The sequence below is a fragment of the Rhizomonospora bruguierae genome, assembly GCF_018397995.1.
In the GTDB taxonomy this organism is placed as follows: Bacteria; Actinomycetota; Actinomycetes; order Mycobacteriales; family Micromonosporaceae; genus Rhizomonospora; species Rhizomonospora bruguierae.
This window is the reverse complement of the sequence record NZ_BBQH01000013.1, coordinates 36,518-62,464: the sequence shown is the minus strand read 5'-3', so window position 1 is coordinate 62,464 and position 25,947 is coordinate 36,518. Positions and strand designations below refer to the sequence as shown.

The following is a 25,947-nucleotide window of genomic DNA, read 5'->3' as shown; positions in this document are numbered from 1 at the left end:
CATTCTGTCGCACGACGGGAACGGACTGTAACAAATGGCCGTGTGTTATCGGATAATGAGCAATAGGACATTATTCAGAGCGAAAGTATGGGCGGTAACTTAAGCTACTTCCGTGCTCGGGGCAAAAGGCTTCCAAAGGTGACGATGAGCCTCCCGATATTGGCACGAGAGCGAGAGGAGCCGGCTATGCAGTTCGGCGAGTGGCACTGAACACTGTTGGCGATGGCAGGGTAACCCGTAGTCTGGCAGGCGCACACCGTCACCGAGACGGAGAAGCGGCCTGCCAGGGGGCCATGTGACCCGCCCGACGACGAACGACAACGCGACCGACCGGCGGCTGAGGCTGCTCGTCGGTCTCGTCGTCGTTGCCGCGTTCGTCGCCGTGGCACTCGCCATCCTGCTCATCGCGCTCGCGCCGGAGCCGCCGGGCGGCCTGAACGCCGTCATCCTGGTCTGCCTGATCGCGATCAGCGCCCGCACGGTCGTCGATGTGCGGATCCGCTCCGCGAAGTACGGCATGGCCTGGACCGGCGTCGCGGTCTTCGTCGGTCTGGCCATCGCACCCGCCCCCTGGATCGTGGTGTTCACCGCGCTCGGCGTGGCCGTCGCCAAGGCCGTCATGCGACTACCGCCCATCAAGCAGGCGTTCGGCGTCGCCAAGGGCGTACTGAGCACCGCGGGCGCCGCGCTCGTGCTCGGGGCCTTCGGCCCGACCACCCTCATCGAGGATCCGGTCGGGCACCTGGCCCCGCTGGTCGCAGCCTACATCGTATATACGATCATCGATGAGCTTTTCCTCATTCCGGTGCTGGCGCTGGACACCCGCACGCGCATGCGGGAGCGGCTCCTGGCGAACCTGGACATCCGCTTCTTCGGCATGGCGATGCACTTCGCGGTGGTGCTGGTCGCCCTCGTGCTGCTGCATCAGAACCGCAACCTGCTGTTCGCGGTCCCGCCGCTGGTCCTCAGCCTGCACCTGGCCTACTCGAACCGCATGCGCACCCGCACCGAGCGGTGGGCCTGGCAGAACCTGGCGGCCGCGACCGACGGCCTCAACGTGGTCGAACTGGACCGGGTACTGGCCACCGCGATCCACGGCGCCTGCGGGTTGTTCTCGGCGGACGAGGTGGAGGTCGAGATCCGGCGGGAGGACGCCCCCCGCCGCCTGGTGCGGGGCACCCTGGACGCGATCGGCTACGACGGTGACCCGGACCGCGCACCCGCCGAGCCGGTGCAGACCTACCCGGTGCCGCTGGAGTCGCACGAGGGCACCGTGCTCGGTGAGCTTCGGCTGCGCTTCCGGGGCGCGGTCAAGCTCTCCGAGCGGGAGCAGTACACGCTGCGCACGTTCGCCTCGGCGCTCTGCACGGCACTGCGCAACGCGTCGGCGTACGCCGAACTGGAACGGATCGCGGTGGAGAACGCGCACGCCGCCGCCCACGACCCGCTCACCGGGCTGGCTAACCGCCGCCAGCTGCTCGAACGCGCCACCGCACTGCTGGTCAAGGGCCCGACCGAGGGGGTCACCGCGCTCCTGCTGATCGACCTGAACCACTTCAAGGAGGTCAACGACACGCTCGGCCACGCCGCCGGGGACCGGGTCCTGATCGCGGTCGCGGAGCGGCTGCGGGCGGCGGCGCGCCCGGGGGACGTGGTGGCCCGGCTGGGCGGGGACGAGTTCGCGGTCCTGCTGACCGGTCTACCGGCGCCGGCGGTGGCGACCCCGCGGGCGGAGGCGCTGTTGGGCGCTCTGTACGAGCCGATCGACCTGGACGGCATGCGGATCACCGTGGAGGCCAGCGGCGGCATCGCCGTCGCGAACGGCACCGGCGGCGTGGGCGAGTTGCTGCGCCGGGCCGACGTGGCCATGTACCAGGCGAAGCGGTCGGGCCAGCGGACCGCCACCTACGCGCGGACCCGGGACACGGCGGACCTGGGTCGCCTCTCGCTCGGCGGCGACCTGCCCCGGGCGGTCAAGGAGCACGAGTTCACGGTCAAGTTCCAGCCGATCGTGGACCTCGGCACCGGCGAGGTGATCGCGGCGGAGGCGCTGGCCCGCTGGCACCACCCGAAGCGGGGCAACCTGGACCCGCGCCGCTTCCTGGACGCGGTGGAGCGCTCCGGTCTGCTGCCGGCGTTCGCCGAGGCGGTGCTGGACCAGGCCCTGATCGCGGCGGGCACCTGGCGGGAGGCGGACTTCGACATCCCGGTCGCGGTGAACGTGTCGCCGCGCAGCCTGCTGGACGCCCGCTTCCCGGGCGCCGTGCTGGCCCGCCTGCGCGCCCACGACCTACCCCCGGACCGGCTGTTCCTGGAGTTGACCGAGACGCTGACGATCAGCCACCTGGAGGTCGTCGACGACGTGCTGCGCCAGTTGCGCGACGGCGGCGTCCGGCTGGCCCTGGACGACTTCGGCACCGGGTACTCGTCGCTGTCGGTGCTGTCCCGCATCCCGGTGCACGAACTGAAGGTCGACCGCGCGTTCGTCAGCGCGATGGAGTCCTCGACCGAGGCGGCGGCGGTGGTCCGCTCCACGGTGGACCTGGCCCGGAGCCTGAACCTGGTGGTGGTCGCGGAGGGCGTGGAGAGCGAGTCGCAGCGGCACGCGCTGTGGGAGTTGGGCTGCACGGCCGGGCAGGGGCACCTGTTCTCCCGGCCGATGACCGCCGACCGGCTGCTCGCGGCGCTGCACCGGGGCTCGGGCGGGCGCCCGGGCACGCTGGCGCCGCCGCTGCACCAGGAGGGCTCGGTCATCCGCCTGTCGCCCGCGCGGCGCGCGTGCGACCGCGCCCGGGGCGAGCATCTGCCACAATTCCCCGCGTGACCACCGCCCACGCCCCGGCCCGGCGCACCGCCGCCCCGCGTGGCCCCCGGCGGTGGGAGCGCCTGGACCGGGCCGGCGGCGGCCTGGCCACCGACCTCGCCCTGTATGCCCTTTCCGCCGTGTTCGCGCTGGTCACGGCGGTGATGTCGACCCTGGCCCCGCACCGCGCCTGGGGTTCGATCGCCTGGTACGGGTACGCCGCCGCGGCCCTGGCCACCCTGGTACCGCTGGCGCTGCGCCGGTACGACCAGCGGCTGCGCTGGGTGCTGACGATGCTGGCGTCCGCGGCGACCGTGCTGGTCCCGCTGCTGCTGGCGGCGGCGCAGCGGGCGGCCGGGCGGGCGGACCGGGCGCAGGAGGAGGTCGTGGTCATCGAGCGGGCCGGCCAGCGGCTGCTCGACCACGGCACGCCGTACCTGGCCGAACACGCGATCGCCCAGCTGCCGCCGGCCGAGTGGCTGCTGTCGTACGTGCCGTACCAGCCGGCGATGGCGCTGTTCGGCGTCCCGCGCGCCCTGTTCGGCGCGGCCTGGTGGACCGACGCCCGGGTCTGGTTCGCGCTCGCCACGTGCGCCGCCCTGGCCACCGCCGCGTGCCTCCTGCCCCGAAGCACCCGGCTGCTGCGGGGCATCCAGACCGCCACGGTCTTCCCGATCTGCGCGCTCACCCTCGCCACCGGCGGCGACGACCTACCGGTGCTGGCGCTCTGCCTGCTCGCCCTCGCCTACGCCGCCCGCGACCGCCCCGTCGCCGCCGGGCTGGCCGCCGGCGCCGCCGCCGCGCTCAAGCTGTTCGCCTGGCCGGTCGCGGCGGTCCTACTGGTCCTGTTCCTCACCCGGGGTCGCCGCCCGGCCCTGCGGTACGCGGCCGGTGCGTTCGGGCTGCCGGTCGGCACGCTGCTGCCCTCGCTCGCCGCCGACCCGCGCGCCGCCCTGGACAACGTCGTCCGTTTCCCGCTCGGCCACGCCCTGGTGACGAGCCCGGCGCAGTCGCCGTTCCCCGGGCACCTGATCGCCACCGCGCTGCCGGGCGGCCGGGTCCTGGCCGCCGCGTTGCTGGTCGTCGCGGGCCTGGCCATCGCCGTCCGCCTCGCCCGCCGCCCGCCGCGCACGGCCACCGCCGCCAGCGCCATCATCGGGTACGGGCTGCTGGCCGCGATCCTGCTCATGCCGTCCACCCGGTTCGGGTACCTGCTGTACCCGGTCGCGTTCGCCCTCTGGGTACCACCGCTGACGCAACCCGGCCCGCAGGCCGGGGAGCGGGGCGTACACGTAGAAGGATGAGCACCGCATACCGCGACCGCGCCGCCGCGGGGGACGCGCTCGCCGACCTGCTGTCCGGGTACGCCGGCCGGCCGGACACCGTGGTCCTGGCGCTGGTGCGCGGCGGCGTGCCGGTGGCCGCGCGGGTGGCCGAGCGCCTGCGCGCGCCGCTGGACGTGCTGGTGGTCCGCAAACTGGGCGTGCCGTGGGCGCCGGAGGTGGCCTTCGGCGCGCTCGCCAGCGGTGGCGTCCAGGTCCTGAACGAGCAGGTGGTGAGCCGCCTGGAGCCGGCGGATATCGACGCGGTGACCGCCGCGGAGGCCGGTGAACTGGAGCGCCGCGAGCGCCGGTACCGGGGCGACCGCCCGCCGGTGCCGATCGACCAGCGGGTCGTGATCATCGTCGACGACGGCCTCGCCACCGGCGCGACCGCCCGCGCCGCCGTCGCCGCCGTGCGCCGCCTCGGCGCCACGCGGGTGATCGTCGCGGTGCCGGTCGGCTCGCCGGAGGCGCTGGCCGCGGTCGGCGCCGACGCCGACGAGGTGGTCTGCCCCCTCGCGCCGCCCGACTTCGGCGCCGTGAGCCGGTACTTCGCGGACTTTCACCAGGTGTCGGACGACGAGGCAGCGGCGCTGCTGAACGCGCCCGGTACCGTTTGACGATGACGATGATCTGTCCGAAGTGCCGCGGCGACATGCGCCAGTACGAGCGCGGCGGCGTCACCGTCGATCAGTGCACGACGTGCCACGGCATCTTCCTCGATCGCGGCGAACTGGAGAAGATCTTCGAGGCCGAGGCCCACTGGGAGAGTCAGCGGCACGGCCAACCCACCCCCGTGGCGCAGACCCTTCCGCCGCCGCCCCCGTCGCCGCCCGGCTACGGTCAGCCGGTGTCGGGGTACGCCCAGCCCGCGGAGGACCGCCACAGCCATTACCCGCACCGGGCGGGCTTCCTGGGTGAACTGTTGGGTTGACCGTTCGAGCCCGGGGCGCCCCCACCCGACACGGGCGCGGCGGGCTCGTTCCCGCTGCTGACGTAGCCGGCACGCCTTAGTACACCTGTACTAGGCGCCTGTGTATCGTGTGCGGCATGACCACGCCGCCGCCCGAGGAGGGCTCCCCCGGGGAGGAGCTGGCGCTGCCGTCCAGCCTGGTCGGCCACGGCAGCCTGTTCGCCCTGCGGGTCACCGGCGACGCGATGATCCAGGCGGCGATCTGCGACGGCGACACCGTGGTCGTACGCCGGCAGGGGACCGTCGAGAACGGAGATCTCGTGGCGGCGATGATCGACGGCGAGGCGGCCGTCCGGGCGTACCGGCGCGGCGGCGACCGGGTCGAACTCGTCCCCCGCAACCCGCTCTACGAGGTGGTCGACGGCGAGGGCGCGACCATCCTCGGCAAGGTCGTCTCCGTCCTTCGACGGCTGTAGCCGGCGCGCCCGACCAGGCCCTTCCCGAAACGGGCGCTAGACGATCGCCATGTCGACGAAGCGCGCGAGGTGCAGCTGGGCCGCCACGGTCACCGTGTCGGTCGGTCCGTTACGGTGCTTGGCCACGATGAAGTCCGCCTCGCCCGCCCGCGGCGACTCCTTGTCGTAGTAGTCGTCCCGGTGCAGCAGGATCACCACGTCGGCGTCCTGCTCGATGCTGTTGTGGACGGCTATGCCGTTGGCGACGAAGTTGTGGGTGCCCACCACGGTCGCGTCGAACACGTCCTGCTCGCCGAGCGACCGCACCTCGACGACCTCGTCCCAGACAATGTCGTTCGTGGCGTGCAGATCCAGATCCGCGGCGTCGAGCACCGCCGCGACCTGCCCCAGGCGCTGTCGGCTCGGCGTCGTCTCCCGCCTGGTGCCGCCACCGAACCGGGCGCCCATGGCGGCCGCGACCTGCCGGCGCGTCGTGGCCCGGTCGGTCAGAATCTCGCGGACGCGGTCCCAAACCTCTCCGGGCACGGTGTCGACGTTCGGGGTGCCCACCCTGCCCTCGATCAGCCGCAGCAGCAGTTCGCAAGCCGCTCCGCGCTCGCCGTGGACGCCGATTTCCCGCAGGAACCGAAGTTGATCATCTCGGTCCGAGACATCGATCGTGTACCGCGGACGGTGCGCATCCGGCCGCACCGTGCGCAGGCGCGCGGTGATACCGAAGCGCAGCAGCAGCCGGGAGACGTCCTCCACCAGTCGCCGGCTCGTGGACGAGTAGTAGATGCGGCCCCCGCCCGACCCGCCCAGCGCCACTGATCCATCAGTGGCCCAAAGATGCCGGAGGAACAGCGTGACCTGACGCTTCGGGAGCGCGAAGACTTCGCCGGGGACGAACTTCTCGGGCGAACGCAGCCCGAACAGGCCGAGGCCATCGAGCCATTCGGCGACGGGGCTGCGCCGGCCGCCGGCCAGCCGCTGTGGCGCCGGCAGCCGCAGCGTGGTGCCGCGCGCCGCCGGGGAGTCGTCGCGGACCGCCGTTACGCCGAAGACTCGTGCGGCCTCGGCCACAGCGGCGAGATTCGCCTCGTCCCGGCTGGCATACCGGATCGGCCGCCGGCGCACGAATGAGCCGCCACCGATCAGATGCGCCAGCATGACCACCCGCTCGTCCGGCCAGGCAACCGGGGCCAGTGGCGCCGGAAGGTGCCGCGGAACGCCGATCCGCGCGCCCGGGCGGAGCCGGTCCAGCGGGACCCACCCGTCGAAGGTGAGGAACGGATGATTGGCAGTCGCCTCGATCTCCTTGCCCGAGGCCAACCGAAGGCGGTAGACCTGCTTGCGGCCGCTCGGAAAGACGTGCGTCATCGTCCGGGGCGCATACATCAGGCGCTCGTCCAAAGACCACACGGGCACGTTCCGGGCCCCCTGCACGAGCAGCTCGCCCAGTGTCACCTCGGCGTTCGTGTCGGCCCGGACGACCCGCGTCGCGGCCGTCAGGCAGCCCGACTCACGAAGGTCGGACAGTTGGGGCCGCTTGTCGGTGCGCTGCTCGGGGCCGCGGTTGAGCTGGCTGACCGCGATGACCGGGCACTCGACCTCCTTGGCCAGCAGCTTCAGGCCCCGGCTCAGGTCCGCCACCTCCTGCTGGCGGCTCTCGGTACGCTTCGGCGAGGTCATCAGCTGGAGGTAGTCCACGACGATCAGCTTGAGGTCGTGCCGCTGCTTGAGCCGGCGCGCCTTCGCGCGGATCTCCATCAGGTTCATGTTCGGGGTGTCGTCGACGAACAGCGGCGCCTCGCTGATCTCGCCCATCCGCCGGGCCAGCTTGGTCCAGTCGTCGTCGGAGAGTTGCCCCGAGCGCAGCACATGCAGCGGCACCCGTGCCTCGGCGGAGAGCAGCCGCATGACGATCTCGACCTTCGACATTTCCAGCGAGAAGATCGCGCTGGCCAGGTTGTGCTTCACCGAGGCGGACCGGGCGAAGTCCATCGCCGCGGTCGACTTGCCCAGACCCGGCCGGCCGGCCACGATCACCAACTGCCCGGCGTGCAGGCCGTTGAGCAGCCGGTCCAGGTCCGTGAACCCGGTCGGAACGCCGGTCATCACGCCGCCCTGCGCGCCGACCGCCTCGATCTCGTCCAGCGTGGGCTGGAGCATGTCCGCCAGGATCGCGAAGTCCTCGCTGACCCGCCGCTCCGTCACGTCGTACACGGCCTGCTGCGCCAGGTCGACGATGTCATCGGTGTCCCGCCCGCCGCCGGCGCCGCCATACCCGAGTTGCACGATCCGGGTGCCGGCCTCCACGAGCCGGCGCAGTACCGCCCGCTCGGAGACGATCCGCGCGTAGTACGCCGCGTTGGCCGCCGTCGGGACGCTCGCGATCAACGTGTGCAGGTACGGCGCTCCGCCGATCCGCCCCAGGTCGCCCGAGTCGGCCAGCGCGGCCGCCACGGTGATCGGGTCCGCCGGCTCGCCGCGCCCGTACAGGTCCAGGATGGCGTCGAAGACCGTCGCGTGGACCGGCCGGTAGAAGTCGCCGGTACGCAGGATCTCGACCACGTCCGCGATCGCGTCCTTGGACAGCAGCATGCCGCCCAGGACGCACTGCTCGGCCGCGATGTCCTGCGGCGGGGTGCGGTCGAACTGCCCCTCCGGCCCGCCGCTCGACGGCGGACCCGCGGAGGACGGCCCCTCCGTCCGCACGTCGTCCGTGATCGACACCGGGGCCTCCGATCTCCTTGTCGCGGTCTACCAGCCGGGTACGACAACCCCGATCAGGGTGGTAGGCAGCGTGGCGACGATACGAACCCGGGAAGAGCGTTTCAAACAGGCCGGTGGACGAGGATCGGGACAACCTGTGGACAATGCCGGGCAGCGTGTGCGTGACGCTGTGCACAGCCTGTGGACAACTATGGGGAAGACCACTGACGCACCCCGCTGACCAGGGATAACGGCATCTACGCGATGTGGAGGACAAAAACCTTCGTGCGACACGCCGGGGGGATCGCCACATACCTATGAAGGCCGTCCGGAGGGTTGCGCTCGGATATCGAAACGGCCACTCTTCGGGGGTGAGCTACGGCGACTGGGAGGAGCGCGCCCGCGCTCGGGGTGCCTACCCGACCGACCCCGGCGCCGAGCCGGATGCCCGGCACGGTGAATCGTCCCGTTATGGCGCCCAATACGGCGGCCGCGTCGTCCCGCCGGACCGCCCGGCGAGCGAGCCGGCGAGCGACGCGCGCAGCGGCTGGCGCGGAGCGTCCCGCGACCCGGCCGGCGAAGGTCTCCGGTCGCGTCCGGTGAGCGGCTATCCGTCGCGGCCCGTCAGCGGGCCGGCGTCCTGGCCGGTCAGCGGAGCGGCTGGGCAGCCGGCGAGCGGCCCGGCTTCGCGACCGGTCAGCGGGCCGGTGGACCGGCCGGCGAGCGGCTACTCGTCGCCGCCCGTCAGCGGCGCGGATTCCAGGCCCGCCAGCGGGTCGCCGTCCTGGCCGGTGAGCGGCCCGGCGGCCCGCCCGGTCAGCGGGCCCGCGGACAGGCCCGTCAGCGGCTACTCCTCCCGGCCCGTGAGCGGGCCCGTCGGGCGACCGGTCAGCGGGCCGGTCGATAGGCCCATCAGCGGGCCGACCTCGCGGCCGGTCAGCGGGCCGGTTGGTCGGCCGGTGAGCGGGCCGGTTGGTCGGCCCGTCAGCGGGCCGCACACCTGGCCGGGTCGGGGGAACCCGGTGCTGCCGGGCCCGGATGATCCCTCCTGGCACGGCGCCGAGGATTCGCCGCGCTACAACGCCGACCTCGGCACCTGGACGACCGGAGAGCGCACGACCTCCCGGTCCACTCGCGGCGGCGACGGGTCAAGCAGAGCCGCTCGCTCCGACGGGACGAGCGGTCGGCGGGGTCGGGGCGGCACTCCCGGCGCCCGTGGCGACCGGTCCGGCCTAGAGTCTCGCTCCGCACCGCCCGGCGCGCCGGCCTGGCCTGCCTCGGCACCCCCGGGCGTCGGGTCCTGGCCAGGCTTGGAGCCACCCTCGGCACCCCAGGCCGCCGGATCCTGGCCAGGCTTGGAGCCACCCTCGGCACCCCAGGCCGCCGGATCCTGGCCAGGCTTGGAGCCGCGATCCGCACCGCCGGTCGGTCCGTCCCGGGCGGGCTCGGAACCTCGCTCCGGGCCACCGGACGGGTCCTCGTGGTCGGGCTTGGCGCCCAGGTCCGGGCCGCCTGGCACGTCCACCTGGCACGGCTTGGAACCCCGTGACGGCGTCGCCAACGGCTACCGGTCCCGGCGGGAGACCGAACCGGAGCCGCGTTCGTGGGAGGGGCGGGAACGCCGGTGGCGCCCCGCCGACCTTCGCGCCGCTGACCCGGCGCCCGGCACCGCCGGCGCAGAGAGCCGCGTCCCCGCGGTCGGGGGCCCACGCTCGGCACCGCCCGCCGGCACCGGCGCGGGAAGCCACGTCACCGGCACACCGGCACCACGCTCGGCACCACCGTCAACGGGCTACTCCGGCGGCACGACTCCCCGGTACGCCGATACGGCGGCCACCGACTACCGGGGCCGTCCCGTGGTGACGACGGCACGCTCGGCGGCGGCCGGCCCCGGCGGCCAGGACCCCACCGTCGTCCCACGCTCCACGCCGCCGGGGGTCATCGCCGGGGGGAGCCGCGGCAGCGCCGGCTCGCCGGCCAATCGATACGCCCCACCGCGCGAGCGCCAGTGGCCGGACCGGGGGCGGGAGGACGAGTCGAGCGAAGGCACCCACGAGGCCGCCGACCAGCGGTACTGGGTGACCGCTTTGTGGACGGTCACCTGGTACGCGGTCCCGCTCGCCCTGGCGGCAATGTGGATCATGCTGGGCGGCGCGGGTGACCAGCGGGGGAGCGCGCTGGGTTCGCTGCGCGGCGCGCTGCCCACGGCGGCCGGGTCGCTGCTGATCAGCCTGTTGATGGCGGCGATGCTGCGCTGGGCCGGGCGGACCTGGCGGCCGATCTGGGTCGGCTTCGCGGCGGCCGCGGTCGGCGCGGGCGTCGCGACCGTGGTCTTCTCCGCCATCACCGGCCAGTCGCTGAGCTGAGCCGGGGCGACGAAAGCGGGGCGCCGGGCTCATCGCCCGCCGCCCCGCTCACGTGCTGGCCGTCAGTTGGCGCGGTTCACCGTGACGCTGAACTTCGCCGTGACCTCCGGGTGCAGCTTCACGGACACCTGGTACGAGCCGACCGACTTGATCTGCGTCGGCAGTTCGAGCCGGCGCCGGTCCAGCGCCGGACCGCCGGCGGCGCGGACCGCCTCGGCGACCTCGGCCGGGGTGATCGAGCCGAACAGCCGACCGGCCGTGCCGGCGCGCGCCGACAGGGTGACCTTGAGGCCCTCGAGCCGGCCCTTGACCTCGTTGGCGTGGCCCAGGTCGCGGATCTCCCGGGCCGCGCGGGCCCGCTGGATGACCGACACCTGCTTCTCGCCGCCCTTGGTCCACCGGATGGCGAAGCCCTGCGGCAGCAGGTAGTTGCGGCCGTACCCGTCCTTGACCTCGACGATGTCGCCGGGCGAGCCGAGGCCGGACACCTCCTGGGTCAGAATGATCTTCACGGAAGTGCCCCCTCTCAGCGGGCCGTCGTCGTGTACGGCAGGAGCGCCATCTCGCGGGCGTTCTTGACCGCACGGGCGATCTGGCGCTGCTGCTGGGAGGTGACCCCGGTCACCCGCCGAGCGCGGATCTTGCCGCGGTCGGAGATGAACTTGCGCAGCAGCGCGGTGTCCTTGTAATCGATGTAGGTGATCCCCTCCTTGTCGAGCGGATTCACCTTCTTCTTCGGCTTGCGCAGCGCGGCTGCCTTGGCCATGTCTGTTACTCCGTCTACTCAGCTCAGAACGGGGGCTCGTCGTCGAAGTTGCCGCCACCGCCGCCCGAGTTCCCGCCGGACGGCGCCGGTGAGGCGGTCGCCCAGGGGTCGTCGAAGTTGCTCCCGCCGGAGTTGCCACCGGAGGCGCCGAAGCCGCCGCCACCGCCGCCGGAGCGCGACATCTTCTGCACCTTCGCCGTGGCGTACCGCAGCGACGGGCCGATCTCGTCGACCTCCAGCTCGATGACCGTGCGCTTCTCGCCCTCACGCGTCTCGTACGACCGCTGGCGCAGCCGCCCCGTGACGATCACGCGCGAGCCCCGCTGGAGCGACTCGGCGACGTTCTCCGCCGCCTGCCGCCACACGGTGCAGGAGAGGAACAGCGGCTCGCCGTCCTTCCACTCGCCGGACTGGCGGTCCATGAACCGGGGCGTCGAGGCGACCCGGAACTTGGCGACCGCGGCGCCCGACGGGGTGAAGCGCAGCTCGGGGTCATCGGTCAGGTTGCCGATGACGGTGAGTGTGGTGTCTCCTGCCATGACCTAACTCCTCGGGCGCTCATCGTCTGTTGCCGACAGGCTGCCACAGCCCTGCGACAGGACTGGCGGTCGCGCGATGAGCCTCGGGCGGACGGACCGGCGATGCGTCAGCGCATCTCCGGCCGGATGACCTTGGTGCGCAGCACCGACTCGTTGAGCCGCAGCTGCCTATCCAGCTCCGCCACCGCCGCAGGCGTCGCCTGCAGGTCGATGACGGCGTAGATGCCCTCGGCCTTCTTGTCGATCTCGTACGACAGGCGCCGGCGGCCCCAGACGTCGAGCTTCTCCACCGAGCCACCCGCGGTCCGGATCACGTTGAGGTACGTGTCGAGAGACGGGGCGACGGTGCGCTCCTCGAGGCTGGCGTCGAGGATGACCATGATTTCGTAGTGACGCAAGACTTACTCACCTCCTCTGGTCTTGGCGGCCACGGTCCGTCCGTGGCAGGAGGTCGTGCGTCTGTTCGCGGCCGGCCGACCGGCGGATCCGGCGGCGCGGCAGACGAACCCGACCAGAATACTCGGGTGACCCGGACGCGCCGAAGGGCCCCTCGCGACGGAGGCGGCCCTCGGCGACGAAAAGCCGCGGGGCGCTCTCGTCCGTCTTCTTTGGGTGGGACCTGGGGAGGAACGACCACACCGACGAGGTTGGACAAGAGACGCCCCGCGGAGCCTGTTGAATTGTACCGCTACGCCCAGCTAGGGCGGGTTGCACGCTTGGTAATGATAGCCCGAATTGTTCCGATGGACACGCCCACGACACAGACGGTGGCGATCAGCGCCAGCAGGCCCACCGGCCCGGTGTCCCCGACCGGCTCGCCGGCCGCGACCGGCTCGGCCGCCCACCCACCCTGAGGTGCGTTTTCGTCCACGGTAGCGCCGCCCGCGGCGGGGCTGCCACCGTCGCCCGGGGCGGCAACGGCGGCGGGGGACGGCGGGGCCGAGGGGGTGCCGTCGGGGTTGACCCCCGTGCCGTCGCCCGCGCCGTGCGAGGTACGGGCCGCGCCCGGAGTGCGGCGCCCCGGTACGCCGCCGGGCGACGAGCCGGCGGGTGACGGCGCGCTCGATCCGGTACCCGCGCCGGACGACGGTGCGGCGCCGGTGGGTGCGCCCGTCGTCCCGGGCGTCGCCCGATCCACCCTTTCCACCTCGACGATCGTGGCGCCGTACTTCGAGCCGACGTTCGCCAGGCAGTCCGGCACCATCTCCACCCGCACCGGCCCCCGGTGGAACAGCACCGGCCGGACCCCGCCGCGCGGCACCCGGGCCGCGTCCCGGCCGTCCAGCCGCAGCGTGGCGCCCTGGTTGAGCCGGTTGACGAAGCGCACCGTGGATTCCGCCGGCACGGTCAGGTCGCTGACGCTCGGCCGCGACCCGCAGGACAACAGGCCGAGCCCGCCGCCGTCGAACACGACCTCACTGCCGCTGTCCGACTCCTGGGCGCTGTCCGAGTCCGCGTACGCGGGCGCGGCGGTCGACAGGAGCAGCGGCACGCCCGCCAGCGCGACCGCCGAGGCCGCCGCCGCCACGCGCTGTCGATACCCCTGACCCATGCCCTTGCTCCCCCAGGTCATCCGATGGGGGGCACGCCGCAGCGACGCGCCACCGCCCGCAATCACCCGGATCAACGACCGCCCGGCGAGTGCGGTGACGCCCTCACCGGGCATCATTTCCGGTGGCGGTCACCGCGGGCCGTCCATGTCGGTGGAGGGTCGTAGGGTGGCGGGCATGCGAATCGGAGCGCACGTCGATCCCGCCGCACCGCTCGACGAGGCCGCCGCGCGCGGCGCCGACCTGGTCCAGTTCTTCCTGGCGGACCCGCAGGGCTGGACGGCGCCGAAGCCCCGGTCGGACGCCGGGGCGTTGGCCGGCGGCCAGGTCGACGTGTACGTGCACGCGCCGTACGTGATCAATGTGGCGACGCTGAACAACCGCATCCGCATCCCCAGCCGCAAGCTGCTGCTCAGCCACGCCAAGGCCGCCGCCGCGGTCGGGGCGAAGGGGCTGATCGTGCACGGCGGCCACGTCGGCGGCGGCGAGTTGGCCAAGGGCTTCGACAACTGGCGCAAGACCTTCGCGTACGCGGCCGAGTCCGGCGGGTTCCCGCTCCCGGTACTGATCGAGAACACCGCCGGCGGTGACAACGCCTGCGCCCGCCGCCTCGACGCGCTGGCCCGCCTGTGGGACGCGGTCGGCGAGTACGACGAGGTCGGCTTCTGCCTGGACACCTGCCACGCGCACGCCGGCGGGGAGGAGCTGCTGGGCCTGGTGGACCGGGTCAAGGCCGTCACCGGCCGGATCGACCTGATCCACGCCAACGACTCCAGGGACCCGTTCGACTCCGGCCGCGACCGGCACGACAATCTCGGCCGCGGCCAGATCGACCCGGAACTGATCGTGGCGGTCGTGCGCGCGGCCGGCGCCCCGGTGGTGGTGGAGACGCCGGGCGGCGCCGAGGGCCAGGGCGCGGACATCTCGTTCCTGCGCGACCGCCTGAGCCGGTAGGGGCGGCGATGACAACGGACCAGCCACCGGCTGCGCCGGAGGACGCCGCGCCGGCGGAAACCCCGCTGGGGGACGCGGCGCCGGCACCCGCGCAGCGCGAGCGGCCCGCCGAGGAGGCCACCGCCACCGCCACCACTGCCACCGCCACCGCGGTCGAGGCGGACGCCGCCGGCGGGGCAGACGGCGCCGCGGAGAAGCCGGATGATCCGTGGGCCGCGTTCGGCCCGGCGCCGGTCACGGTCCCCGGCCGGTTCCGGCGCGCCGCCCGCGCGGTCGGTCGGTTCCTGGTGCACGAGTGGACCCTCGCCGCCCTCGGCTCGCTGGTCCTCGCCGCCCTGATGACCTGGCCGACGCTCGAGTTCCCGGCCTACAAGATCCCGCAGGACACCTGGGACCCGACCCTCCAGGCATGGCAGATGGCCTGGTCCGGGCACATCCTGACCACCGACCCGGCCCAGCTGTGGCACTCGAACACGTTCTTCCCGGAGCGGTACACGTTCGCCTTCTCCGACACGCTGCTCGGGTACGCACCGGCCGGCATGATCGGCAGTGGCTTCACCGCCGCGATCGTCCGCTACAACATCATGTACGTGCTGCTGCACGCGCTGGCCTTCTTCGGGGCGTACGCGCTGGTCCGGCAGCTCGGCGCGAACCGCACGGGCGCGGCGGTCGCCGGTGCCGCCTTCGCGTACGCGCCGTGGCGGCTGGCCCAGGCCGGCCACCTGCACGTGATCTCGACCGGTGGCATCGCGCTGGCCCTGGCCATGCTCGCCCGGGGGCACGGCTACTCACTGCGCCACGGGTACCGGCCGCAGCGGCGCAACGCGTGGTGGGTGCTGGCCGGCTGGCTGGTCGCGACCTGGCAGCTCACCCTCGGCTTCGGCATCGGCCTGCCGTTCGCGTACGCGCTGGCCGGCATCGGCGTGGTCGCGGTGATCACCTGGTTCGTGCGGCGCTGGCTGGTCCGGCCCGTCCGGCACCCGTTCGGGTGGGCCCTGGTGGGCGCGAACCTGGCCGGGGGGCTGCTCTTCGCGGCGGTCGGCGGCCTGCTGGCGATCCCGTACTTCCGGGTGGCCCAGGCGCATCCGAACGCCGAGCGCAGCATCGACGACCTGAAGGCGTACTCGGCGCCGCTGGCCGGCCTGTTCACGGCACCGCCCGAGTCGCGGATCTGGGGCGGGCTGCACGCCCACGCCCGGGACGCGCTGCCCTGGCACCCGGAGATGACCCTGCTCCCCGGCTTCGTGCTGTACGGGCTGGCGCTGGCCGGCCTGTTCGTCTCGGTCTGGAAGCTGCGCCACCGCCTGCTGCTGTTCGCCGCCGTGCTGGTCACGATGGTGCTCGCGATGGGCACCTGGTTCTTCGGCGGCAGGGTCGGTTACCTCGTGCTGTTCGAGAACCTGCCCGGCTGGAACGGCCTGCGCACCTCGGGCCGGCTCATGGTGTGGACCACGCTGCTGCTCGGCATCCTCGCGGCCGGCGCGGTGAGCGCGTTCGTCAACCGGGCCGTGGAGTACAGCGCCGACCGGGTACCGGCGCGCCCCGGGCCGCTGCTGCGGCTGGCCACCCTGGTACCGCTGGCGCTGGTGCTCGTGGAGGGCCTGAACACCACGCCCCACCCGCTGGTGCCGGCGCAGCCCTCGGTGATGCGCACGGCCGCGGGCCCGATCCTGGTTCTGCCCAGCAACGAGCGCGACGACATGCACGTGATGCTCTGGTCGGTCACCGGGTTCCAGCAGGTGGTCAACGGGGGCAGCGGCTTCCAGCCGGCGCTCCAGGAGCAGATCCGCAAGTCGGCCGAGACGTTCCCGGACCCGGTGAGCGTCGACGAGTTGCGCAAGCAGGGCGTCAAGACCGTCATCGTGCTGCGCGAGGAGGCGACCGGCACGCCGTGGCAGGTCGCCCTGGGCGCACCCGTGTACGGCCTGGGCATCGAGCGGGAGGAGACCGCCGACGCGGTGATCTTCCACCTCTGACCGGGAGGCGGTGAGGTGGCCTGCGGGAGCGCCGAGGGCTGATTCTGGCGGTCGCGCCGGAGAACGCGGCCGTTCGGTAGCCGGAGCGGCATCAGGCCACGGCTTGTACCGGCACCCGCCGTTCGCCGCCGCGGAACCGCTCCAACCAGTCGGCGTCGGGCGCCCCGTCCAGCACGCCGCCGTCCGGGTCGTCGGTGTAGGTCCCGCGGACCGGGTCGTTCTCGGGCCGGAGCATGTCCCGCACGACGTACCCGCACAGGACGGCGACGGTGATCCAGCGCAGCGACGCGGCCACCACGAACACGCCCTCCGGGAACACCTGGTTGCCGGAGGCGCCGAGCAGTTCGCCGTAGAAGGCGAAGAAGTACAGCACCTCGGCGGCCTGCCAGGCGAGGAACGCGCCCCAGCGCGGCCGGGCGAGCACGATCAGGGGGAGCAGCCAGAGGGTGAACTGCTGCGACCAGACCTTCGACGTGAGCAGGAAGATCGCCACGAGCAGGAAGGCCACCTGGGCCAGGCGGGGGCGGCGGCGGGCGCGGAGGGCGAGGAACCCCACGGCGAGGGCGCCGAGCCCGAACAGGCCGTAGGTGAGCCAGTTCAGGCCGGGGTCCACATGATCGCTGAGCCACTGGAAGGGACCGCGGTCGCCGGGTGTGCCGCTGTTCCACAGGCCGTCCACGTAACGGCCGATGTACCAGAGGGTGCCCCAGTCGATGGCTCGGGTGCGGTTCAGTTCGAGGAAGCGCCCCCAGTTCGCGTAGTTGGCCGCCATGACGGGCAGGTTCACCGCGAGGACGGTGACCGCACCGGCGCCGATCGCGGACCAGGTGGCGCGGTGGCGGCCGGCGCGCAGGCCGAGGCAGAGAAGCCCCCAGAAGATGAACAGGGGCCACAGTTTGGCGGCGCCACCGAGGCCGAGGAGGATGCCGGCGGCGACCGGTCGGCTGCGCGCCCAGGCGTAGATGCCGGCGACCGCGAGGACGATGGCCAGCAGGTCCCAGTTGACGGTGGCGGTGACCAGCAGGGCGGGGGAGAGCGCGAACAGGGCGGCGTCCCACGGTCTGCGGCGGCGCAGGGCGAGGATCAGGCCGACGGTCGCGATCGCCAGGGCGCTGAGGACGAGCGCGTTGGCGTTGTAGAACCACTGACCCTGGTTGATCTGCGGGTGGGTCTGCGCGTAGTGGTGCACGGGCAGGCCGAGCACGCCCATGAAGGCGCCGGTGAGCACCGGGTACTCGACCGGGAAGTCGAGGTACGGCACGGCGCCCTCGTTGAGGTGCTCGGCGTAGTACAGGGCGAGCACGTCGGTGTAGCAGAACTTCGTGTACTGCTCGTGGTCCACCCAGGCGCCGGTCTGGCAGGGCGACTTCTGCACCCAGTGCAGCGCCAGCACGAGGCAGGTGAGGGCGAGCACGATCCGGGCGGCGGACCAGAACCGGCCGCCGGCGCGCATCGGCCGTTCCCGCAGGGCGGCGTGCTCGCCGATCGGGCCGCCGATCGCCTCGCTGAGGCCGGCGACGAACCGGTCGGACCGGGCCGGCCGCTCCACCGCGGGCTCGGCGCCGTCCGCCGCCGCCGGGGTGCCGGCCTCGATGTCGTCCGGGGGATGCACGCTCATGTCTTGGCATCCTGCCTCATGCGGGGCGCGCACCGCCATGGATCGCGGGACGGCCGGCCCTCCCACATGGGAGAGCCGGCCGTCGATGTGTTGCGGGTTAGTCCTGTCGCCCGGTGCCCGGCGCCTCGGTCGGTAGCGTCCCGCCGCCGCCACCACCGGGGCCACCGCCGCCGCCAGGGCCGCCACCGCCACCGGGGCCACCGCCGCCGCCAGGGCCGCCGCCGCCACCGGGACCGCCACCGCCACCAGGGCCGCCACCGCCACCGGGACCGCCACCGTTCTGGCAGAACGCGGACTGCGGGAACAGTACGCAGGGGCCCTGATCCGGCGGCGGCGGCTTCTCGCCCTCGCCGCCAGGCGCGCTCTTGTCCGAGCTGCCCACGTTGGTGGCCGGCGGGAAGCTCTCCTTCTTCATCCCCTGGACCGCCCTGGTCATGAAGGCGCTCCAGATGGCGCCGGGCAGGCCGGCACCACTGATGTCCTTCCCGTTCTTGTCGACGATCGCCTCTCTGTTCTTGGTGTTCGTGCCGACCCAGACCGCCGAGGCGATCTGTGGCGTATAGCCGACCATCCAGGCGTCGCCGTTCTGGCGCGAGTCCTCGCGCAGTTCCCATGTGCCGGTCTTGCCAGCCGCGTCCCGCCCGTCGAGCGCGGTGTTCGCGTACTTGTCCAGGGTGTGGGTGATGTCGTCGACCACCCGCTGGTCGAGCGCCTGCTTGCCCTTGAGCTGCTCCGCGCCGGCGGTCACGATGTCGAACTTGCCGGTCTGCGTGTTCTTCTTCTCCACCTTCATGACGAAGTGCGCCCGGTTGTACTTACCCCGGGCCGCGAGGGTGGCGACGCCGTTGGCATGGTCCAGCACCGTGATCTTGTACTGGCCGTACCCGATCTCGACGTCGAACTTCGACGGGGCGACCTGCGCCGGCTCCACCTTGTCCAGCTCGATCGCCTTGTCCTCGTTGGTCCACATCGTGCGGACGCCGGCCTGCTTGGCGGCGTTCAGCACCTTGGCCGGGCCGATGTCCCGCGTGATCCAGTAGAACGGCACGTTGAACGAGGCGAGCGTCATCTGCTCCAGCGTGCAGGAATTCCCGCACGACGAGCTGGTACGGCGCGCGTTGGAGATCGGTGCGGAGCGGCGCTCGGGGTCCTTGTTCTTGTTGGGGTCGAACAGGGACTTCATGGAGTAGCCCGCTTCGAGGGCCGCCGCCAGCGTGTAGATCTTGAACGAGGACGCCGGCGGGTGGCCGCCCACCAGGGAGCCGTCACTGTTGTGGTTGATGCCGGCGTAGTCGAAGCCGGTGGCGTCGTCACCGCCGTAGTACGCCATCACCCGACCGTTCGCCGGGTTGATCGCGACGAGGGCCGGTTGGAGTTTCTTCGGCTGGCCCTCCATGGGTGAGCCCTTCACCCGGTGGGTGGCGAACTCGGCCGCCTCCTGGGTCTTCTTGTCGATCGTGGTGGTGATCCGGTAGCCGCCCTTGCGCAGCGTCTCGAGGCAGTGCCCCAGTTGGCAGACGCCCTTCTCCACCAACTCATCCACCACGTAGTTGATGACGTTGCCGGTGGCCTTCTTGAAGCCACACTCGGTGATGCAGGCGTTCTTGCCCGGCGGCGGCTGGAGGGTGCCCTTGGGGTTGGACTTCGCGTCGTAGAGCGTCGGGTAGACCTGCTTCGCCCGGTCCTCCGGCGAGAGCCACTTCTCCCTGACCATGCCGTTGAGCACGTAGCCCCAGCGGTCCTTGGCGGCAGCCAGGTCCAGCGCCGGGTCGAAGCCCTTGACGTTGCCCTCGGGCTCGGGCTGCTTGATGACCGCGGCCAGCACCGCCGCCTCGGACACGCTCAGCTTGCTCACCGACTTCTTGAAGTACGTCTGCGAAGCCGCCTCGATGCCGTACGCACCGCGTCCCAGATAGATGATGTTGAGATAGAACTCCATGATCTGGGGCTTGCTGTACTGGTCGTTCAGCTTCGACGCCAGTACCGCCTCCTTCAGCTTGCGGGCGTAGCTGACGTCGGTGAGCTCCATCGCGTTACGGGCGTACTGCTGGGTGATCGTCGAGGCGCCCTGCTGGCTGCCGCCGGTGAAGTTGTTCCAGGCGGCGCGGGCGATGCCGACGTAGTCGACGCCGCTGTGGCGGTAGAAGTTGCGGTCCTCGGCCGCGGCCACCGCATGCTGCACGTAGTCGGGGATCTGGTCGATCTTCACCAGGTTGCGGTTCTGGGTGCCGAGCCGGGCCAGTTCCGACTTGCCGTCGGCGAACAGGATCTGGCTGGACAGCGCGCCCGCGTCCATGTGCTCGGGCAGCACGACCGTGGTGGAGAAGTAGGTGAGCCCCACCACGCCGCCGCCGGCCGCGATGATCAGCACGGCGAACGACGCGATCGCCCAGTTGATGATCCGCCGCCGGCGCCGCCGGCGCTGGGCGTCCGGGTCATCGGCGCCCCGGCCACGGTGCCCCCTTCCGCCTGGGCCACGCGGGCCGCCCGGGCCGGCTGGTCCGCCGGCGGAAGAGACCGGGCCGATGGCGGCGCGCCCGACGCTCGCCCGGCCGGCGGCCGCGCCGCCCACCGAGGCACGCCCGGAACCCACGCCCGGTTCGGCCGGACCCGGGACACTGGCCCGCCCGACGCGAGCCCGGCCGGCGCTGCCCCCGGTACCCACCGAGGCGGCGCCGCGGACCGACGCGCGCCCACCGGCCGACCCGGCGGGCCGGGGGGAGGCGCCGTGGCTGTAGCCGTCGTTGGCCGGCCAGCCACCGGCACCCGCGCCGGGATCGTCCAAGCCGTCCGAGGGGCCGGACACCCGGGCCCGGCCGCGCGCGGAACTGTCGCCGTACGAGTTCATGGTCACACCCTGCCGGTCTCGATGGCGGGCAGAGCGCCCGCCACCCAACTGCCGTGACTTTGCCCACGAGGAGCCCGAGTTGCCGATTTTGCCCAGCGCGACCGGGGGCACCCCGGTGGGTGGACGGACGGGACGGGCCCGGGGTTCGCTCCGAGCGCGGTGCCGGGCACGGGTTCGCCGGAGCGCGGTGCACCCGGAGCAGCCACGGGGTTGGTTACTGCGGTCATAACGGAAATAACCGGACTTGTCCAGTTATTGATCTGCCACTCGCCGTTCCTGCGCAACGGGCGTCCGGGCCGGGCGCGGCGAGTCAAAATCACCGACCGGCCTCATGCCTTCGCTTGGTGGCGCCCGCCGCGCCGGCGGCCGCGCTCGCGGAGACGGCGCCGTCGCCGCCCTCCTCCACGGCCAACCCGTCCCGGCCGAGCACGTACTGCTCGACCAGGTGGTTCCAGTCGCAGCCCCGGCAGACCTCCACCACGTACACCTGGAACTCACGCAGCGTCATCGCTAGGACCGGCAGTTCGGCCCGCTTCCGGGCCTGTCCGGCGGACTGCTTGAGTTCATCACCGTAGATGTAGTGGACGAGCGTAACGTTCTCCCGACGACAGACGGGACAGCGCACCTCGGTCGGCTCGCCATGGAAGCGGGCGGCGTTCTTCAGGTACGGCGAGGCATCGCAGACCTCGTACGTGCCCACGCGCCCGGCGTAGAACTCGCGCAGCAGCGCTCGCCGCTGTAGCGAGTAGTCCACGATCCGGCGCTGCGTGCGCATGAGACTGAAGGGTACGCGGTTCCCACGCGGTCTGCGACCACGGTTACCGACCGTAGCCACCGCCCCCCGTTAGGTGGTATTGCCCGTCGGCCGTTCGGCCGTCTAACGTTGCGATGTATCGGCCCGATACATCGGAAGGGGTGGCCGGATGCTCGACTTCGCCATCCTCGGCCTCCTCTCCGAGTCCCCGATGCACGGGTACGAGCTACGCAAGGAGCTGGTCACCAAGCTCGGGTCCATCCGGGCGGCGATCAGCTACGGCTCGCTGTACCCGACCCTGCGCCGCCTGCAGGCCGCCGGACTGATCACCGAGGCCGGCCAGAGCGACCGGGGCAGCGAGGCGGTGCCGGCGCTCACCAGCCGCCGGGGCCGGGTGGTCTACAAGATCACCGCGGAGGGCAAGGAACGGTTCGCCGAGCTTATCGCGCAGGCGGGCCCGGAAACGTACGACGACGCGGGCTTCGGCGTGCACTTCGCCTTCTTCGCCCGCACCGACCGCGCCACCCGGCTGCGGATCCTCGAGGGCCGCCGGCGCCGGGTCGAGGAGCGCCGGGAGGGCATGCGCGACGTGCTGGCCCGGGCCGCCGAGCGGCTGGACGCGTACACCCTCGAACTGCAGCGCCACGGCCTGGAAGCGGCCGAGCGCGAGGTCCGCTGGCTGGAGGAGCTCATCGCGAACGAGCGCTCCGGCCGGGCACCGGACGGTGCCGTCAAACCACGAGATGAAAACCAGGGAGGCTGACCTATGGGCTCCGTCCGTGTCGCCATCGTCGGCGTCGGCAACTGCGCGTCCTCGCTCATCCAGGGCGTGCAGTTCTACCGCGACGCCGACCCCGACCAGCGCGTGCCGGGTCTGATGCACGTGACGTTCGGCGACTACCACGTACGCGACGTGCGGTTCGTGGCGGCGTTCGACGTCGACGCCAAGAAGGTCGGCCGCGACGTGGCCGAAGCCATCGTGGCGAGCGAGAACAACACCATCAAGCTCTGCGACGTACCGCCGACCGGCGTACAGGTGCAGCGCGGCCCCACGCTGGACGGGCTGGGCCAGTACTACCGGGAGATCGTCGAGGAGGCGGACGAGGAGCCGGTCGACGTGGCGCAGGCGCTGCGCGACGCGCAGGTCGACGTCGTCGTGTCCTACCTGCCGGTCGGCTCCGAGGCGGCGGACAAGTTCTACGCCCAGGCGGCGATCGACGCGGGCTGCGCCTTCGTCAACGCGCTGCCGGTGTTCATCGCCAGCGACCCGGTCTGGGCCAAGAAGTTCGAAGACGCCGGGCTGCCGATCGTCGGCGACGACATCAAGAGCCAGGTCGGCGCCACGATCGTGCACCGGGCGCTGGCCAAGCTGTTCGAGGACCGGGGCGTCGAACTGCTGCGCACGTACCAGCTGAACTTCGGCGGCAACATGGACTTCATGAACATGCTGGAGCGCAGCCGGCTGGTCTCCAAGAAGATCTCCAAGACCCAGTCGGTGACCTCCCAGGTGCCGCACGAGATGGTCAAGAGCGACGTCCACATCGGGCCGTCGGACCACGTGCCGTGGCTGGACGACCGCAAGTGGGCGTACATCCGCCTGGAGGGACGCTCGTTCGGCGACACCCCGCTGAACGCCGAGCTCAAGCTGGAGGTCTGGGACTCCCCCAACTCGGCCGGGGTCATCATCGACGCGATCCGGGCCGCGAAGATCGCCAAGGACCGGGGGATCGGTGGGCCGATCCTGTCCGCCTCGTCGTACTTCATGAAGTCCCCGCCAGTGCAGTACGCCGACCACGACGCGCGCGACGCGGTGGAGGCGTTCATCGCCGGCGAGGCCGAGCGCTGACGCCCTGACCGGCGCCCTGAGGGGCGGTGTCCACTGCGGACGCCGCCCCTCGCGCATCCGCACCCCTGCCCGCGGACCCGTGCCCGCGCCCGGCGGGTGGCCCGGCATCCGGCGATCACGCCATTTCCCGCGCGCCTTTCGGCCGGGTGGGTAGACCGAACGGCTGCTTCCGTTCATAGTTACGTCATGGCCAAGCCACCTGGGCTCGACTGGAGGCTCGCCGAGCACCAGCGGATTCACAGCCGCCCCGCCGCCAGCGACCCGGCACTGACCGACGCGGCGGTGAATGACGCGGCACTGAACGACACGTCGTTGCACGCCGTCCCGCTCGCGCTCTCGGCGGTACTGGCGGGCCTGGTCGCCGTCTTCGTGGTGATCCTGGCGGCCGCGTCCCTGGTGACGCTGTTCCGCTAGCCGGCCCAGGCCCGCTCGAGACTCACCCGCGCTTCCAGTTCCAGCAGGTAGCGCTTGCGCGGCAGGCCGCCGCCGAAGCCGACCAGCTTGCCGCCCGCGCCGACGACCCGGTGACAGGGCACGATCACGGCGATGGGGTTGCGGTTGCAGGCCACCCCGACCGCCCGCGCCGCGCCCGGGTCGCCCGCCGCCGCGGCGACCTGGCCGTACGTGCGCGTCTCCCCGTACGGGATGCGGCTCAACTCCGCCCACACCGCCCGCTCGAACGCGCTGCCCCGCCGGGCGTGCAGCGGCAGGGCGAACTCGGTGCGCTGGCCCGCGAAGTACTCGGCGAGCTGCCGCGCCGCCGCCCCCAGATGCGCCCCGGTGACGGCGCCCATCGGCTCGGCCGCCGGCAGTCGCTCGGCCTCGGGCACGGCCTGGAAGGCGAAGCCACACACGCCCTCCTCGTCCGCCGCGATCGAGAGCTCACCGATCGGGGAGTCGACCACCGTCCAACGCCGCATGGCTCCCATTGTGATCCGTAGGTACGTCAGTTCTCGCGGGTCATACGGGTGGTGAACGGGGCGATGCTCCGCGTCAGCGCGCCCCACGGCGGAACCGGTGGAACCGGTCAGCCCGGCGGTTCGATCCCCTGCTCCCGCGCCCAGCGCAGCAGCTCCGCCTCGGCCTCGTCCCGGTCCAGCGGGCCGCGCTCCAGGCGCAGATCCTTCAGGTACCGCCAGGCCCTGCCCACAAGCGGGCCGGGCGGCAGGCCGAGCAACTGCATGATCGCGTTGCCGTCCAGGTCCGGCCGGACCCGGGCCAGATCCTCCTCGGCCTGCAGCCGCGCGATCCGCTCCTCCAGGGCGTCGTAGTCGGCGGCCAGTTGGGCCGCCTTCCGCCGGTTGCGGGTGGTGCAGTCGGAGCGGGTCAGCCGGTGCAGGCGCGGCAGCAGCGGCCCCGCGTCGGTCACGTAGCGGCGGACCGCCGAGTCGCTCCACTCGCCCCGCCCGTAGCCGTAGAACCGCAGGTGCAGCGCGACCAGCTCGACCACGTCGGCGATCAGATCCTTCGGGTACCGCAGCGCCTTGAGCCGCTGCCGGGCGAGCCGGGCGCCGACCATCTCGTGGTGATGGAAGCTGACCCGCCCGTCCGGACCGACCGCCTTGGTGGCCGGCTTGCCCACGTCGTGCAGCAGCGCCGCCAGCCGCAGGACGAGGTCCGGCTCACCCTCCTCCAACCGGACCGCGTTGGCGACCACGGTGAGCGTGTGCTCGTACACGTCCTTGTGCTGGGCGTGCTCGTCGATCTCCAGGCGGAGCCCGGACAGCTCCGGCAGGAACACGTCGGCCAGGCCGGTCCCGACCAGCAGCCGCAGCCCGCAGACCGGGTCGGCGCCGGTCATGAGCTTGCTGAACTCGTCGCGGACCCGCTCCGCGGTGATCCGGGACAGGTCGCCGGCCATCCCGGCCATCGCCTCCCGGACCGCCGGGGCGGGCGTGAACCGCAGCTGGGCCGCGAACCGGGCGGCACGCAGCATCCGCAGCGGGTCGTCGCCGAACGACTCGGCCGGCGTGCCCGGCGTCCGGATCAGCCGCGCGGCCAGGTCGGCCAGGCCGCCGTACGGGTCGGTGAACCGGTGCCCGGGCAGGCTGACCGCCATCGCGTTGACGGTGAAGTCCCGGCGGCGCAGGTCCTCGGCGAGGCTGTCGCCGAACGCGACCACCGGGTTGCGGCTGACCCCGTCGTACGCCTCGGCCCGGAACGTGGTGATCTCCAGGCGCAGCCCGCGCCGCTGCAGGCCGATCGTGCCGAACTCCCGCCCGGTCTCCCAGATCGCCTCGGCCCACCCCTTGACCAGCTCCAGCGTCCGCTCCGGGCGGGCGTCGGTGCAGAAGTCCAGGTCGTTGCCCAGCCGGCCGAGCAGCGCGTCGCGCACCGAACCGCCCACCAGGTGCAGCTCGTGGCCGGCGGCGGCGAACCGGCCGCCCAGCTCATCCGCGACGGGTGAGACGCGCAGCAGCTCAGCCACCGCACTGCGTTGGGCTTCGGTCAACTCACGATCGGTGAGTGGAGTGATCTGATCGGACATCGCGCGGTTAGCGTAAACGACATCGGGTCGCCAC

22 protein-coding genes are annotated in these 25,947 nt (G+C 72.4%); 11 read left to right on the top strand and 11 right to left on the bottom strand.

Translation table 11 applies throughout. The annotated features are described in order from the left end of the window. Window positions 1-295: 295 nt before the first annotated feature. From KJS59_RS04920 to KJS59_RS04900, 5 genes are all read left to right on the top strand, one after another. On the top strand, window positions 296-2,824 hold the full coding sequence (locus KJS59_RS04920) for a putative bifunctional diguanylate cyclase/phosphodiesterase (protein ID WP_249713880.1): 2,529 nt from the start codon (window positions 296-298) through the stop codon (window positions 2,822-2,824). Beyond that, window positions 2,821-4,107 (top strand): glycosyltransferase 87 family protein, encoded by a 1,287-nt coding sequence (locus KJS59_RS04915; protein ID WP_376771124.1) that lies wholly within the window; start codon window positions 2,821-2,823, stop codon window positions 4,105-4,107. Before KJS59_RS04920 ends, KJS59_RS04915 begins: the two co-directional genes overlap by 4 nt. After that, window positions 4,104-4,745: a phosphoribosyltransferase gene (locus tag KJS59_RS04910; protein ID WP_213451094.1), complete on the top strand. Its 642-nt coding sequence runs from the start codon at window positions 4,104-4,106 to the stop codon at window positions 4,743-4,745. The genes KJS59_RS04915 and KJS59_RS04910 overlap by 4 nt, the downstream gene beginning before the upstream one ends. Before the next feature lie 2 nt (window positions 4,746-4,747). Next, entirely contained in the window at window positions 4,748-5,059 is a 312-nt protein-coding gene (locus tag KJS59_RS04905; protein ID WP_213451093.1) for a TFIIB-type zinc ribbon-containing protein, read from the top strand. Window positions 5,060-5,175: 116 nt separating this feature from the next. After that, entirely contained in the window at window positions 5,176-5,514 is a 339-nt protein-coding gene (locus KJS59_RS04900; protein WP_213451092.1) for a LexA family protein, read from the top strand. Window positions 5,515-5,550: 36 nt separating this feature from the next. Here the strand turns inward: KJS59_RS04900 and KJS59_RS04895 are convergent, their stop codons facing one another. After that, window positions 5,551-8,229 (bottom strand): replicative DNA helicase, encoded by a 2,679-nt coding sequence (locus tag KJS59_RS04895; protein ID WP_213451091.1) that lies wholly within the window; start codon window positions 8,227-8,229, stop codon window positions 5,551-5,553. Window positions 8,230-10,067: 1,838 nt separating this feature from the next. Between KJS59_RS04895 and KJS59_RS04890 the strand changes: the two genes are divergently transcribed. Next, the gene (locus KJS59_RS04890; protein ID WP_213451090.1) at window positions 10,068-10,574 is read left to right on the top strand and encodes a hypothetical protein; all 507 of its coding nucleotides are present in this window, start codon (window positions 10,068-10,070) and stop codon (window positions 10,572-10,574) included. 62 nt (window positions 10,575-10,636) lie between these two features. Here the strand turns inward: KJS59_RS04890 and rplI are convergent, their stop codons facing one another. The 5 genes from rplI to KJS59_RS04865 all read right to left on the bottom strand — a co-directional run bounded on the left by rplI (window position 10,637) and on the right by KJS59_RS04865 (window position 13,431). Next, window positions 10,637-11,086: a 50S ribosomal protein L9 gene (gene rplI / locus KJS59_RS04885; protein ID WP_213451089.1), complete on the bottom strand. Its 450-nt coding sequence runs from the start codon at window positions 11,084-11,086 to the stop codon at window positions 10,637-10,639. A 14-nt stretch (window positions 11,087-11,100) separates the two neighbouring features. Continuing rightward, complete coding sequence (gene rpsR, locus KJS59_RS04880; protein ID WP_173040721.1) at window positions 11,101-11,340, bottom strand: 30S ribosomal protein S18; 240 nt, start codon at window positions 11,338-11,340, stop codon at window positions 11,101-11,103. 23 nt (window positions 11,341-11,363) lie between these two features. Next, a complete protein-coding gene (locus KJS59_RS04875; protein ID WP_213451088.1) occupies window positions 11,364-11,879 on the bottom strand; it encodes a single-stranded DNA-binding protein in 516 nt (171 codons plus the stop codon). Between the two features lie 107 nt (window positions 11,880-11,986). Beyond that, window positions 11,987-12,277: a 30S ribosomal protein S6 gene (gene rpsF, locus KJS59_RS04870; RefSeq protein WP_213451087.1), complete on the bottom strand. Its 291-nt coding sequence runs from the start codon at window positions 12,275-12,277 to the stop codon at window positions 11,987-11,989. A 290-nt stretch (window positions 12,278-12,567) separates the two neighbouring features. Then, on the bottom strand, window positions 12,568-13,431 hold the full coding sequence (locus KJS59_RS04865) for a hypothetical protein (protein WP_213451086.1): 864 nt from the start codon (window positions 13,429-13,431) through the stop codon (window positions 12,568-12,570). 175 nt (window positions 13,432-13,606) lie between these two features. Here KJS59_RS04865 and KJS59_RS04860 point away from each other — a divergent pair, with 175 nt between their 5' ends. Then, on the top strand, window positions 13,607-14,383 hold the full coding sequence (locus tag KJS59_RS04860) for a deoxyribonuclease IV (protein ID WP_213451085.1): 777 nt from the start codon (window positions 13,607-13,609) through the stop codon (window positions 14,381-14,383). An 8-nt stretch (window positions 14,384-14,391) separates the two neighbouring features. Continuing rightward, window positions 14,392-16,359 (top strand): hypothetical protein, encoded by a 1,968-nt coding sequence (locus KJS59_RS04855; RefSeq protein WP_213451084.1) that lies wholly within the window; start codon window positions 14,392-14,394, stop codon window positions 16,357-16,359. Window positions 16,360-16,450: 91 nt separating this feature from the next. On the opposite strand, the gene KJS59_RS04850 is transcribed toward KJS59_RS04855, so the two are convergent. From KJS59_RS04850 to KJS59_RS04840, 3 genes are all read right to left on the bottom strand, one after another. Continuing rightward, window positions 16,451-17,977 carry a glycosyltransferase family 87 protein gene (locus KJS59_RS04850; protein ID WP_213451083.1) on the bottom strand — a complete coding sequence of 509 codons (1,527 nt, stop codon included), beginning with the start codon at window positions 17,975-17,977 and terminating at the stop codon, window positions 16,451-16,453. A gap of 97 nt (window positions 17,978-18,074) precedes the next feature. Next, a complete protein-coding gene (locus KJS59_RS04845; RefSeq protein ID WP_213451082.1) occupies window positions 18,075-20,825 on the bottom strand; it encodes a transglycosylase domain-containing protein in 2,751 nt (916 codons plus the stop codon). A gap of 316 nt (window positions 20,826-21,141) precedes the next feature. Further along, window positions 21,142-21,600, bottom strand: coding sequence for a DUF5318 domain-containing protein (locus KJS59_RS04840; RefSeq protein ID WP_213451081.1), 459 nt, complete (start codon window positions 21,598-21,600; stop codon window positions 21,142-21,144). Between the two features lie 148 nt (window positions 21,601-21,748). Between KJS59_RS04840 and KJS59_RS04835 the strand changes: the two genes are divergently transcribed. The 3 genes from KJS59_RS04835 (at window position 21,749) to KJS59_RS04825 (ending at window position 23,839) form a co-directional block, all read left to right on the top strand. Further along, window positions 21,749-22,342, top strand: a complete 594-nt coding sequence (locus KJS59_RS04835) for a PadR family transcriptional regulator (RefSeq protein WP_213451080.1) — start codon at window positions 21,749-21,751, stop codon at window positions 22,340-22,342. 3 nt (window positions 22,343-22,345) lie between these two features. Then, window positions 22,346-23,425 carry an inositol-3-phosphate synthase gene (locus KJS59_RS04830; RefSeq protein WP_213451079.1) on the top strand — a complete coding sequence of 360 codons (1,080 nt, stop codon included), beginning with the start codon at window positions 22,346-22,348 and terminating at the stop codon, window positions 23,423-23,425. Between the two features lie 186 nt (window positions 23,426-23,611). Continuing rightward, window positions 23,612-23,839, top strand: coding sequence for a hypothetical protein (locus KJS59_RS04825; RefSeq protein ID WP_213451078.1), 228 nt, complete (start codon window positions 23,612-23,614; stop codon window positions 23,837-23,839). Here the strand turns inward: KJS59_RS04825 and KJS59_RS04820 are convergent. Continuing rightward, complete coding sequence (locus KJS59_RS04820; protein ID WP_283775743.1) at window positions 23,836-24,354, bottom strand: methylated-DNA--[protein]-cysteine S-methyltransferase; 519 nt, start codon at window positions 24,352-24,354, stop codon at window positions 23,836-23,838. The genes KJS59_RS04825 and KJS59_RS04820 overlap by 4 nt on opposite strands. Before the next feature lie 98 nt (window positions 24,355-24,452). After that, the gene (locus KJS59_RS04815) at window positions 24,453-25,913 is read right to left on the bottom strand and encodes a CCA tRNA nucleotidyltransferase (RefSeq protein ID WP_213451076.1); all 1,461 of its coding nucleotides are present in this window, start codon (window positions 25,911-25,913) and stop codon (window positions 24,453-24,455) included. Between the last annotated feature and the right edge of the window lie 34 nt (window positions 25,914-25,947).

Bases quoted from the DNA above. Each gene is read 5' to 3' on its own strand.
- KJS59_RS04865 (WP_213451086.1), bottom strand. From the start codon at position 13,431: ATGGGTCAGGGGTATCGACAGCGCGTGGCGGCGGCGGCCTCGGCGGTC.
- KJS59_RS04845 (WP_213451082.1), bottom strand. From the start codon at position 20,825: ATGAACTCGTACGGCGACAGTTCCGCGCGCGGCCGGGCCCGGGTGTCC.
- KJS59_RS04815 (WP_213451076.1), bottom strand. From the start codon at position 25,913: ATGTCCGATCAGATCACTCCACTCACCGATCGTGAGTTGACCGAAGCC.
- KJS59_RS04860 (WP_213451085.1), top strand. From the start codon at position 13,607: ATGCGAATCGGAGCGCACGTCGATCCCGCCGCACCGCTCGACGAGGCC.
- rpsR (WP_173040721.1), bottom strand. From the start codon at position 11,340: ATGGCCAAGGCAGCCGCGCTGCGCAAGCCGAAGAAGAAGGTGAATCCG.
- KJS59_RS04835 (WP_213451080.1), top strand. From the start codon at position 21,749: ATGCTCGACTTCGCCATCCTCGGCCTCCTCTCCGAGTCCCCGATGCAC.
- KJS59_RS04855 (WP_213451084.1), top strand. From the start codon at position 14,392: ATGACAACGGACCAGCCACCGGCTGCGCCGGAGGACGCCGCGCCGGCG.
- KJS59_RS04905 (WP_213451093.1), top strand. From the start codon at position 4,748: ATGACGATGATCTGTCCGAAGTGCCGCGGCGACATGCGCCAGTACGAG.
- KJS59_RS04830 (WP_213451079.1), top strand. From the start codon at position 22,346: ATGGGCTCCGTCCGTGTCGCCATCGTCGGCGTCGGCAACTGCGCGTCC.
- KJS59_RS04820 (WP_283775743.1), bottom strand. From the start codon at position 24,354: ATGGGAGCCATGCGGCGTTGGACGGTGGTCGACTCCCCGATCGGTGAG.
- KJS59_RS04840 (WP_213451081.1), bottom strand. From the start codon at position 21,600: ATGCGCACGCAGCGCCGGATCGTGGACTACTCGCTACAGCGGCGAGCG.
- KJS59_RS04910 (WP_213451094.1), top strand. From the start codon at position 4,104: ATGAGCACCGCATACCGCGACCGCGCCGCCGCGGGGGACGCGCTCGCC.
- KJS59_RS04900 (WP_213451092.1), top strand. From the start codon at position 5,176: ATGACCACGCCGCCGCCCGAGGAGGGCTCCCCCGGGGAGGAGCTGGCG.
- KJS59_RS04875 (WP_213451088.1), bottom strand. From the start codon at position 11,879: ATGGCAGGAGACACCACACTCACCGTCATCGGCAACCTGACCGATGAC.
- KJS59_RS04850 (WP_213451083.1), bottom strand. From the start codon at position 17,977: ATGAGCGTGCATCCCCCGGACGACATCGAGGCCGGCACCCCGGCGGCG.
- KJS59_RS04825 (WP_213451078.1), top strand. From the start codon at position 23,612: ATGGCCAAGCCACCTGGGCTCGACTGGAGGCTCGCCGAGCACCAGCGG.